The sequence below is a fragment of the Pantoea sp. BL1 genome (assembly GCF_000963985.1).
GTDB classification, from domain to species: domain Bacteria; phylum Pseudomonadota; class Gammaproteobacteria; order Enterobacterales; family Enterobacteriaceae; genus Pantoea; species Pantoea rwandensis_B.
The window spans coordinates 1-11,747 of sequence record NZ_JZRH01000001.1; the positions used below are offsets into that span (position 1 = coordinate 1).

At 53.9% G+C, this 11,747-nt stretch carries 6 protein-coding genes; 3 read left to right on the top strand and 3 right to left on the bottom strand.

The annotated features are described in order from the left end of the window. Window positions 1–41: 41 nt before the first annotated feature. Together rcsC and gyrA are read right to left on the bottom strand one after the other, a co-directional pair. Entirely contained in the window at window positions 42–2,894 is a 2,853-nt protein-coding gene (gene rcsC / locus VH86_RS00005) for a two-component system sensor histidine kinase RcsC (RefSeq protein ID WP_038645780.1), read from the bottom strand. Between the two features lie 166 nt (window positions 2,895–3,060). Beyond that, window positions 3,061–5,700 (bottom strand): DNA topoisomerase (ATP-hydrolyzing) subunit A, encoded by a 2,640-nt coding sequence (gene gyrA, locus VH86_RS00010; RefSeq protein ID WP_038645778.1) that lies wholly within the window; start codon window positions 5,698–5,700, stop codon window positions 3,061–3,063. A 177-nt stretch (window positions 5,701–5,877) separates the two neighbouring features. On the opposite strand from gyrA, the gene ubiG reads away from it, so the two are divergent. Continuing rightward, window positions 5,878–6,603 (top strand): bifunctional 2-polyprenyl-6-hydroxyphenol methylase/3-demethylubiquinol 3-O-methyltransferase UbiG, encoded by a 726-nt coding sequence (gene ubiG, locus VH86_RS00015; RefSeq protein WP_038645776.1) that lies wholly within the window; start codon window positions 5,878–5,880, stop codon window positions 6,601–6,603. Window positions 6,604–6,874: 271 nt separating this feature from the next. On the opposite strand, the gene lsrG is transcribed toward ubiG, so the two are convergent. Then, window positions 6,875–7,168, bottom strand: a complete 294-nt coding sequence (gene lsrG, locus VH86_RS00020; RefSeq protein ID WP_045831527.1) for a (4S)-4-hydroxy-5-phosphonooxypentane-2,3-dione isomerase — start codon at window positions 7,166–7,168, stop codon at window positions 6,875–6,877. Between the two features lie 209 nt (window positions 7,169–7,377). Between lsrG and lsrK the strand changes: the two genes are divergently transcribed. Together lsrK and nrdA are read left to right on the top strand one after the other, a co-directional pair. After that, window positions 7,378–8,949, top strand: coding sequence for an autoinducer-2 kinase (lsrK, locus tag VH86_RS00025; RefSeq protein WP_045831528.1), 1,572 nt, complete (start codon window positions 7,378–7,380; stop codon window positions 8,947–8,949). 465 nt (window positions 8,950–9,414) lie between these two features. Then, the gene (nrdA, locus tag VH86_RS00030; RefSeq protein WP_045831529.1) at window positions 9,415–11,700 is read left to right on the top strand and encodes a class 1a ribonucleoside-diphosphate reductase subunit alpha; all 2,286 of its coding nucleotides are present in this window, start codon (window positions 9,415–9,417) and stop codon (window positions 11,698–11,700) included. Window positions 11,701–11,747: the final 47 nt, after the last annotated feature.

The following is an 11,747-nucleotide window of genomic DNA, read 5'->3' on the forward strand; positions in this document are numbered from 1 at the left end:
GTTAAGGGGTTCACTTCATTCGGTGCGCCTGTTCTTTTGTACTACCCTTTCCTGCTTTTTCTTACCCGCTCGGCATAGGTTGCCAACGTGGATTTCAACACATCAAGCGTAACAGGCTTGGATAGGCAGTTATCCATCCCGGCATCCATACAGCGTTGCTTCTCTTCTGCCAACGCATTGGCCGTTACCCCAATCACCGGGAAGGCATGGCCCAGCTGACGCAGGCGCTGCGTCAGGCGATAACCATCCATATTCGGCATATTGACGTCACTCAGCACAATATCAATGTGATTACGGCTCAGCACGTTCAGCGCATCGACCCCATCCTGTGCGGTTTTGGTTTGATAGCCCAGTGTGCCGAGCTGCTCAGAGAGCAACATACGGTTAATCGGGTGATCATCAACAATCAGTACCATAATGTCATCGTAACGGTTGGCCTCTTGCGGTGCGGCCAACTGCAACGGCGTGCTGGTTTCGCTATCAATATTGATGCGATAGATGCGGCCAAGTAATGAAGGCAGATCGTGCAGCATCGCACTGCTCTGCACCCACTGACCCGGCGCGGTTTCCTGCGGCATGTCGATATGCTGACCACAGATGTGAATCTGCGCGCGCACGGCCTGTGGCACCGTATCCTGATGGTCGCTAATAATCACATCGTCGCTACCGGCATTGCCCTGATAATGCGCGATCGTAATACCCTGTTGCTGCAACAGACGTAGCAGGAAGACCGCGAGATAATCATTGCGCATATCCAGCCAGATGGCTTTTTCCTGCAAACCATCCAGCAGCGGCGGCGCAGGCTGTTGTCCCGCGTAAATGGGGATACGGATGATAAACTGGCTACCCATGCCCGGCTCAGAGTCGACCTCAATATCACCGTCCATCATGTTGATCAGCTTTTCACAGATTGCCAGACCCAGCCCGGTGCCCTGGAAATTGCGCTGTACGCCAGAGCCCACCTGGAAGAAGGGATCGAACAGACGCGTCACTTCTTTCGCAGGAATACCGACGCCGGTATCGCGCACGCGGAAGGCTAAATAACCATCTTTGACATAGGCATGCAGAATAATGCAGCCAGTATGGGTGAACTTGATGGCGTTATTCAGCAGGTTAGAAATGACCTGCTGCAGACGCATTGGATCGCCATCCATCGTCAGCGGCACATCGTTTTCAATCATGACATATAACGTCAGGCGTTTACGCACCACCAGCGACAGATAGTTGCTGGCGATGTGATTGACCACCTCACGTGGCGAGAACGGGCGCGGCTCAATTTTCAGCTGCTCCGACTCAATTTTCGAGAAATCGAGAATATCACTGATAATTTTCAGCAGCAGGCTCGAGGAGTTGTTCATCGCCGTTACCAGCGATTCGACGCCTTTCGGCAACGATTTGGTTTGCAGCAGGTCGAGGTTACCGATAATGCCGTACAGCGGGGTACGCAGCTCATGGCTGACGGTGGCAAGGAACATGGATTTGGACTGGCTGGCCTGCTCTGCCGCATGCGCCATCTCCTGCAACGACTGCTCCATACGCACACGCGCTGAGACGTCTACCAGCACGCAAATCGCTACGTTTTCATTACGATAGCGTGAATGCACAAAGCTGATTTGCAGGTTGGTATTGGTGCCAGTGAGCACATCGACAAAGTTGACCTGCTGCCCCCCGATAATCTCATTCAGACGCTGGCGATCTTCCTGCGTCAGCAGCGTCAGGTAGTTATGCGCCAGTTCGTTACTCAGAATATTGGTGCCATCGCTGGTGCGCAAAATACAGATGCCAACCGGTGCCGAAGCGACAATTTTGCGGTTGAACTGCTCGTGCTCTTCCAGCCGATGTGCGTTGTCTTCCGCCGGCAGGAACATGCGACGTTCGAAAACCCATGCCAGCGTAAACAGGATCAGCGCACTGAGGATGTTCAGCAACAGGGCGTTAATCAGCATGAGCTTGAGCTGATCCACCAGCACATCGGTTGAAAGCGACCACACGACGTTGAGATTGGAGGGCGGCAGCGGCTTTTTCAGCACCAGTTGGTGATAGCTATTGAGATAGCCAAACCAGGTGCTGTCATCCGGCAGATCATCCAACGCATAACCCGGCCCACCGCGTCGCGAACTCAACAGCGGGCGATAATTCTCGTCAGTGATGGTGGCAACCAGCGGCAATCCGCCTGGCTGAATAAACTCATCAAGACGGATATTTTGTTCCACGCCCAGCAACGCCTGTAGCTTGTTAGCCACATACACCGGCATCACCATATAGAAATTACCGACGCCAGGCTGGCTGCTCGGTGTGATCCAATACATCGGATTACGGCGTTCTTCTTCGTTGCCGCTGCGATAGTGCAGCACACGCTCACGCAGTGCTTTCAGGCTACGTTCACGATCGACCGAATTGTTATTACCAATGGCAAAATCGGCCAGACACTGGTTTTCACCACCAATAAAGAACACCCGGTTGAGTTCGTAGGCGGAGGCAAAGTTGCTTTTCCAGTAATTGATGAAGTAGCCCAGCGAATCGAGCGAGTTGCGCCAGGTATTGCTCATTGAGGTGCAGTCACCATCGGAAAACAGCGGCGTGAACTGCGGCAAGGTACTTTTGCCGGCAGGCAGGCCATTCAGCACATCAAGACCATTGCTGCTGTTGCTCAGACGGTTTTCCGTGATGTACTTCAGTTCACGCATCACGTCAGCAGAATGGCGTACATACCATTCGGCCTGGCCATAATTGGTCGCAAACTCCTGACGTACCGCATTCTCTTTCTCGTGTAGCACGTTGATGATGAAAAAAGTGGTCAGCAACGCACCCAGCGTCCAAAGCAGCAGCGCCAGCGCACGGAACAGATAGCGCGAGATGCGAAGCGTGGTGCGAAAGGAGACGAGATATTTCAAAAGAGGCTCACTGGCGGTAAGGGGTTGTCAGGAAGTTGAAAAACTCTCATACACTAGCTTTATCGGCCCGAAAAAGCCAGTTGGTGCGCGACTTTGGGAGTAAAACTCAGATAAAAAAACGGCAGGTCGGTTGCCCTGACCTGCCGCTGTTCTTCACCGCTGCGGATTACTCTTCTTCATCCACTTCAGGTGCATCGTCGTCGTTGTCGACTTCTGGCGCGATATCCTCTTCGCCTTCTGCGACGCTGCCGTCGATGGCGTCGAGTTCTTCCTCTTCCACCGGCTCAGCGACACGTTGCAGACCCACAACGTTTTCGTCTTCAGCGGTACGAATCAGAATCACGCCCTGGGTGTTACGTCCGACTACGCTGACTTCTGATACGCGGGTACGCACCAGCGTACCGGCATCGGTGATCATCATAATCTGATCGCCATCCACCACCTGCACCGCGCCAATCACTGGCCCGTTACGTTCGGTGACTTTAATCGAGATAACACCCTGTGTTGCACGCGACTTGGTTGGGTATTCGCTATTCGCCGTACGCTTACCGTAACCATTTTGCGTCACGGTGAGGATGGCGCCCTCTTCACGTGGCACGATCAGGGAAACCACTTTATCGCCTTCGGCCAGCTTGATACCACGCACGCCCGAGGCTGAACGGCCCATGGCACGTACTGCGGTCTCAGCGAAGCGCACCACTTTACCCGCTGCAGAGAACAGCATCGCTTCATCGCTACCGTTGGTCAGTGCAACACCGATCAATTCATCATCTTCACGCAGGTTGATGGCGATGATACCGGCGCTACGTGGGCGGCTAAATTCCTGCAGAGCGGTTTTCTTCACGGTACCGTCAGCGGTGGCCATGAAGATGTTAAAGCCTTCGGTGTACTCACGCACTGGCAGAATAGCGGTGATACGTTCGTTGGCTTCCAGTGGCAGCAGGTTAACAATTGGGCGACCACGTGCACCACGGCTCGCTTCTGGCAACTGGTAAACTTTCATCCAGTAGAGGCGGCCACGGCTGGAGAAGCACAGAATGGTGTCGTGGGTGTTGGCCACCAGCAGACGATCAATAAAGTCTTCTTCTTTAATACGTGCTGCGGATTTGCCTTTGCCACCACGACGCTGCGCTTCATAGTCAGTCAGCGGCTGGTATTTGACATAACCCTGATGCGACAGCGTGACCACAACATCTTCCTGATTAATCAGGTCTTCAATGTTGATGTCGGCGCTGTTGGCGGTAATTTCAGTACGACGCTCGTCACCAAACTGATCGCGCATTGCCACCAGCTCTTCGCGGATGACTTCCATCAGACGCTCGGCGCTCTGCAGGATGTGGATCAGTTCTGCGATCTGGTCCAGCAGTTCTTTGTATTCGTCGAGCAGCTTTTCGTGCTCAAGGCCGGTCAGTTTCTGCAGACGCAGATCCAGAATTGCCTGAGCTTGCTGTTCAGTCAGGTAGTACTGACCGTCACGAATACCGAACTGGGCTTCCAGCCATTCTGGACGTGCTGCGTCATCGCCCGCGCGTTCCAGCATGGTGGCTACGTTGCCCAGATCCCATGGCTGTGCCAACAGGCCCGCTTTCGCTTCAGCTGGGGTGGGTGCACGACGAATCAGTTCGATAATCGGATCGATGTTGGCCAGCGCAATGGCCAGACCTTCAAGGATGTGTGCACGGTCACGCGCTTTGCGCAGTTCGAAAATGGTACGGCGCGTCACCACTTCACGGCGGTGGCGCACGAAGGCTTCAATGATGCCTTTCAGCGTCATGATCTTCGGCTGGCCCTGATGCAGTGCCACCATGTTGATGCCGAAGGAGACTTGCAGTTGCGTCAGCGAATAGAGGTTGTTGAGCACCACTTCACCGACCGCATCGCGTTTGATCTCGATGACGATACGCATACCGTCTTTGTCAGATTCATCACGCAGGCCGCTGATGCCTTCAACACGCTTCTCTTTTACCAGCTCGGCAATTTTCTCGATCAGGCGCGCTTTGTTTACCTGATACGGGATTTCATTGACGATGATGGTTTCGCGGCCGGTTTTTGCGTCGGTTTCAATCTCACCGCGTGCGCGGATGTAAATTTTACCGCGACCGGTGCGATAGGCTTCTTCGATACCACGACGACCGTTGATGAACGCCGCAGTCGGGAAGTCAGGGCCGGTGATGTGTTCCATCAGGCCTTCAACAGTGATGTCTTCGTCTTCGATGAAGGCGAGGCAGCCGTTGATCACTTCCGTCAGGTTGTGCGGTGGAATGTTGGTCGCCATACCCACGGCGATACCGGACGAGCCGTTCACCAGCAGGTTAGGAATTTTGGTCGGCAGAACTTCAGGAATCTGCTCGGTGCCATCGTAGTTCGGCACAAAATCGACGGTCTCTTTTTCGAGGTCCGCCAGCAGTTCAGAAGAGATCTTCGCCATACGCACTTCGGTATAACGCATCGCTGCGGCGGAGTCGCCATCAACGGAACCGAAGTTACCCTGACCATCTACCAGCATGTAGCGCAGGGAGAACGGCTGGGCCATACGAACGATACTTTCGTATACCGCGGAATCACCGTGTGGGTGATATTTACCGATCACGTCACCGACCACACGGGCCGATTTCTTATAAGCTTTGTTCCAGTCGTTACCCAGTTCGCTCATGGCAAAAAGCACACGGCGGTGCACCGGCTTCAAGCCATCACGCACATCGGGTAAAGCTCGGCCAACGATGACCGACATGGCGTAATCGAGGTAGGAGTTTTTTAACTCTTCTTCGATATTGACCGGTGTAATTTCTCTCGCAAGGTCGCTCATGGAGCCGCTATCCCTCTACATAATGCCGGTTTTTAATGGTGCGAAAGTATATCACAGTGGTTGCTCTCGGTGAACGTAAAGCGGGGTTTAATGCCGCTTTTCCTTGCAGGTGAGAGATGCGCTAGCAAGAGTTAAGCGTTTATACTGAGGGAATATTTTGTCAGGAGTCGTGATTCAATGAGTGAACAACCGCAGGAAAGCCGCCAAAACGTCGACCACGCTGAGATTGCCAAGTTTGAAGCGGTCGCATCGCGCTGGTGGGATTTAGAGGGTGAATTTAAGCCGTTACACCGCATCAATCCCCTGCGTCTTGGCTGGATTGCCCAGCACAGCAATGGCCTGTTTGGTAAGAAGGTGCTGGATGTCGGCTGCGGCGGCGGTATTTTAGCGGAGAGCATGGCGCGTGAAGGGGCCAACGTAACCGGGCTGGACATGGGCGCCGAGCCGCTGGAAGTGGCACGGTTACATGCGCTAGAGAGCGGTGTGAGCGTGAACTATGTGCAGCAGACCGTGGAAGATCATGCGGTCAGCCATGCGGGCGCCTATGACGTGGTGACCTGTATGGAAATGCTGGAACACGTCCCAGACCCACGTTCTGTGGTGCTGGCTTGCGCGCAGTTGGTGAAGCCGGGTGGCGAAGTGTTCTTCTCCACCATTAACCGCAATCCAAAGGCATGGTTACTGGCAGTGTTCGGTGCCGAATACGTGATGCGCATGGTGCCGCGCGGCACGCATGACGTGAAAAAGTTTATCCGTCCCTCAGAGTTGCTGAATTGGGTTGATGAGACGCCATTACGCGAGAGAGGCATGATTGGCCTGCACTACAATCCGCTGACTAATCAGTTCCGTCTGGGGCGTGGTGTGGATGTGAACTATATGGTGCATACGCATCGTCAGGATTGAGTTTTTTGCGTGGATTGGCGAATCGCCGCTGTGGGATCGATGCATAAGCCAGTAAAGCCCCGCCCGATCGCAAAGGAAACACGCATCCATGCAGATCGGCCGCCGCATCCCTGCGGCGGACGCTTTGCTCTTCGGGCGGGGCTTTACTGGCCCTGAACGTTGATCATGGCTTTGGATCGTCTCTGTGGCAGTGGTGCATCTCTTAGTCATTGCTCATTCAAGAGTTCAACAAGTCATGCCTCTAAGTGTTAAGGCGAAATGATGAACGTCCTTACTCGGGAAAAATCCCCTTAAACGCGGTTTTCTTTCTCGGTTCGCTCATCAGCGCCTCTAGCGCCTCGACGCAGGCCAGATAGTGCGGCGTTTTCTTGTGTGCTAACACCGCGGCCTCATCCGCATAAGCTTCATAAATAAAGAAGCGTGTCGCCTCACTACTGTCCTGCAAAACGTCAAAACGCAGATTGCCAGGCTCCTGCAGTGCCCCTAAATGATTGAGCTTAAACACCCGCAAAAATTCGTCGATACAGTCGGGCCTCACGTTGATCTCTACCAGCGTTACTTCCATCGGCTTGTTCCTTTCATCACGATTTGCAGAGTGGCAAGCCTGGCCAGGCTCGCTGAATAAAACTCTCGCAGCGATCACAGTTCAAACTTTCAACGATGGGCTAAGCCCTTCATCTGGAGGTGAAAACGCTCGCGCACAACTATCTTTGCAGTAACACCCGTTGGGCCGTCGGTGTGGAGCACTCTTTCCTTTTCAACAGGAGTTTCGTGATGACACACGCCCCACATCTGATGGCGCTCGACGCCGGCACCGGTAGCATTCGCGCCGTGATTTTCAATCTTCAGGGTGAGCAAGTTGCAGTGGCGCAAGCTGAATGGCGGCACCTCGCCCTGCCCGATGTGCCAGGATCAATGGAGTTTGATCTCGAGCACAACTGGCAACTTGCCTGTCAGTGCATTCGACAGGTGCTGCAACAGTCACAATTGCCAGCCAGGGCGATACGGAGCGTGGCCTGCTGTTCAATGCGCGAAGGTATTGTGCTTTACAACAAAGCGGGCGAAGCGATTTGGGCGTGTGCCAACGTGGATGCCCGTGCCAGCCGCGAGGTGAGTGAACTTAAGGAAATTCACCACGGCCAGTTTGAGCGAGAAATCTATCAGTGTTCAGGACAAACGCTGGCACTGGGCGCGATGCCGCGTCTGCTGTGGCTGGCACATCATCGACCTGATGTTTATCGTCAGGCCGCCACCTTAACCATGATCAGCGATTGGCTGGCGAAATGTCTCAGCGGTGAACTCGCCGTGGACCCATCGAACGCCGGCACGACTGGCCTGCTGGATTTACACACGCGGCAATGGCGCCCTGATCTGTTAGAGATGGCGGGATTGCGCGGGGATATCTTGTCCCCGGTAGCCGAAACCGGCAGCAAGCTAGGAGAGATTACGGCCGAAGCCGCTCGCCAGTGTGGTCTTGAGCAAGGCACGGTGGTTGGCATGGGCGGCGGCGATGTGCAGCTTGGCACTCTGGGGTTAGGCGTCGTGAATGCGGGGGAAACGGCTGTGCTGGGGGGCACTTTCTGGCAACAAGTCGTGAACTTGCCGCAACCACAGGTTGATCCTCAAATGAACATTCGCGTGAATCCGCATGTGATCCCCGGTATGGCACAGGCGGAAGCGATCAGTTTCTTTACCGGCCTAACCATGCGCTGGTTCCGTGATGCCTTTTGCGGCGAAGAGAAACTGCTGGCGGAGCGCCTTGGTGTGGATTGCTACAGCCTGCTGGAAGAGATGGCGGCTCGCGTCCCCGCCGGTTCGTGGGGCGTGATGCCGGTGTTCTCAGATGCGATGCACTTCAACAAGTGGTATCACGCTGCGCCTTCCTTTATTAATCTTTCCATCGATCCCGAACGCTGCAATAAACAGACGCTCTTCCGTGCGCTGGAAGAGAATGCAGCGATTGTTTCGGCCTGCAATCTGGATCAGGTGGCCGCCTTTTCCGGTGTCCAAACCTCACAGATCGTGTTTGCCGGTGGCGGTGCGAAGGGCAAATTGTGGAGCCAGATTTTGAGCGATGTCACGGGGCTGACGGTCAAAGTGCCGCAGGTAAAAGAAGCCACCGCCCTGGGCTGCGCTATCGCTGCAGGTGTTGCCGCTGGGGTTTACCGCAGTTTGCAGGAAACCGGACAGCAGTTAGTCCGCTGGGAGCGCGAATTTCACCCCAACGCAGAACACCACCAACTCTATCAACAGCAAAAAGCCAACTGGCAGAAAATCTATGCCGACCAACTCACCCTGGTGGACAGTGGGTTAACCACCTCAATGTGGAAAGCACCAGGTTTGTAACTCACTGCTATCCAGATCAATTTCCTTTTAGACGCGTACCACGCTTTTTTGTAGGCTGCATTGGTCACAAAAAATTCATAAGCAATTTTAGATAAGTTCGCTACTGACGGCCTTGTCAGGGCTTTTTTGACTTCAGAAATTTCCGTGATGAGAAGCTTTGAGCAATAAACACGCGCTCGATCAAAAAGTGAAAAAAAAGTCGTTGGCAGTTGACACCATTGGCAGGCCTTACGGAATGGGGATCCAGGAATTTCGCCACCCCCCTGGACGGATTTTTTCGCGAAAATCAACTCTTGTGATGATCAGAATGCTGACTAGAATACTCACCATATTGTTGTTCAAACTTCCCGCACCCCCTATATATAGTGTTTATCCACAGGCTTACTCACAACGAGCGGCTTGTGCATAGACCTTGTGAATAGATGGGGGATAACTCACTCTTTCATGGACAGGTAAACACGCGACATGAACCAAAGTCTGCTCGTTACTAAACGCGATGGCCGCCAGGAGCGCATTGATCTCGACAAGATTCACCGAGTACTGGATTGGGCCGCTGAAGGGCTGAATAACGTCTCCGTGTCTCAGGTTGAGTTGCGCTCCCACATTCAGTTCTACGATGGAATTCGTACTTCTGATATCCACGAGACCATCATCAAGGCCGCTGCAGACCTGATCTCCCGTGATGCGCCGGATTACCAGTACCTGGCTGCTCGCCTCGCCATCTTCCACCTGCGTAAAAAAGCTTACGGCCAGTTTGAGCCGCCGAAGCTGTACGATCAGGTAGTGAAAATGGTTGAGATGGGCAAATACGATCGTCACCTGCTGGAAGATTACAGCGTAGAAGAGTTCGAGCAGATGGACGGTTTCATCGACCACTGGCGCGACATGAACTTCTCCTACGCTGCGGTGAAGCAGCTGGAAGGTAAATACCTGGCGCAGAACCGTGTGAGCGGTGAAATCTACGAGAGTGCCCAGTTCCTGTATATTCTGGTTGCTGCATGCCTGTTCTCCGGTTATCCACGTGATACGCGTATGGATTACGTGCGTCGCTTCTATGATGCCGTGTCTACCTTCAAGATCTCACTGCCGACGCCAATCATGTCGGGCGTACGTACCCCAACGCGTCAGTTCAGCTCTTGCGTACTGATCGAGTGTGGTGACAGCCTTGATTCCATCAATGCCACCTCTAGCGCCATCGTGAAATACGTGTCGCAGCGTGCCGGTATCGGTATCAACGCCGGTCGCATTCGTGCGCTGGGCAGCCCGATCCGTGGCGGTGAAGCCTTCCATACCGGCTGTATCCCGTTCTATAAGCATTTCCAGACGGCAGTGAAGTCGTGCTCACAAGGCGGCGTGCGTGGCGGTGCAGCCACCCTGTTCTACCCGATGTGGCATCTGGAAGTGGAAAGCCTGCTGGTGCTGAAAAACAACCGTGGCGTTGAAGGCAACCGCGTACGTCACATGGACTACGGCGTACAGATCAACAAGCTGATGTATACCCGTCTGTTGAAAGGTGAAGAGATCACCCTGTTCAGCCCGTCTGACGTGCCAGGCCTGTACGATGCGTTCTTCGCCGATCAGGACGAGTTTGAGCGTCTGTACACCAAATACGAGAAAGACGACAGCATCCGCAAACAGCGCGTGAAAGCGGTTGAGCTGTTCTCACTGATGATGCAGGAACGTGCTTCTACTGGCCGTATCTACATCCAGAACGTCGATCACTGCAACACCCACAGCCCATTTGATCCGGCTATCGCGCCCGTCCGCCAGTCTAACCTGTGCCTGGAAATCGCGCTGCCAACCAAACCGCTGAACGATGTGAATGACGAAAGCGGCGAAATCGCGTTGTGTACGCTGTCTGCCTTTAACCTCGGTGCGATTGACAGCCTCGACGATCTGGAAGAGCTGGCAACCCTCGCAGTTCGTGCACTGGATGCGCTGCTGGATTATCAGGATTACCCAATTCCTGCGGCAAAACGCGGCGCAATGGGCCGTCGTACTCTGGGTATTGGCGTGATTAACTACGCTTACTATCTGGCGAAAAACGGCGTGCGTTACTCTGATGGCAGCGCCAACAACCTGACGCATAAAACCTTTGAAGCCATTCAGTATTACCTGCTGAAAGCCTCGAACGAGCTGGCGAAAGAGCAAGGTGCCTGTACGTGGTTTAAAGAGACCACTTACTCGCAGGGCATTCTGCCGATCGATACCTATAAAAAGGATCTCGACGCCGTTTGTAGCGAGCCGCTGCACCTGGATTGGGAAGCGCTGCGTGAGTCGATCGTTACGCACGGCCTGCGCAACTCCACGCTCTCTGCCCTGATGCCGTCTGAAACCTCATCGCAGATTTCAAACGCCACCAACGGTATCGAGCCACCACGCGGTCACATCAGCATCAAAGCATCCAAAGACGGTATTCTGCGTCAGGTGGTGCCAGAGTATGAGCGTCTGAAAGATCAGTACGAACTGCTGTGGGAAATGCCATCTAACGACGGTTACTTGCAGTTGGTTGGTGTGATGCAGAAATTTATCGATCAGGCGATTTCGTCGAACACCAACTACGATCCAAGCCGTTTCGCCAATGGCAAAGTGCCAATGAAACAGCTGCTGAAAGATCTGCTGACCGCGTATAAATTTGGCGTGAAAACCCTGTACTACCAAAACACCCGTGATGGTGCGGAAGATGCGCAGGACGACCTGGCTCCTTCCATTCAGGATGACGGCTGCGAAAGCGGCGCTTGTAAGATTTAATTAGTCAGACGCCCTATCTTGTCAGGGCCGGCAATGGTCGGCCCTCA

Bases quoted from the DNA above. Each gene is read 5' to 3' on its own strand.
- lsrK (WP_045831528.1), top strand. From the start codon at position 7,378: ATGACACACGCCCCACATCTGATGGCGCTCGACGCCGGCACCGGTAGC.
- nrdA (WP_045831529.1), top strand. From the start codon at position 9,415: ATGAACCAAAGTCTGCTCGTTACTAAACGCGATGGCCGCCAGGAGCGC.
- ubiG (WP_038645776.1), top strand. From the start codon at position 5,878: ATGAGTGAACAACCGCAGGAAAGCCGCCAAAACGTCGACCACGCTGAG.
- lsrG (WP_045831527.1), bottom strand. From the start codon at position 7,168: ATGGAAGTAACGCTGGTAGAGATCAACGTGAGGCCCGACTGTATCGAC.
- gyrA (WP_038645778.1), bottom strand. From the start codon at position 5,700: ATGAGCGACCTTGCGAGAGAAATTACACCGGTCAATATCGAAGAAGAG.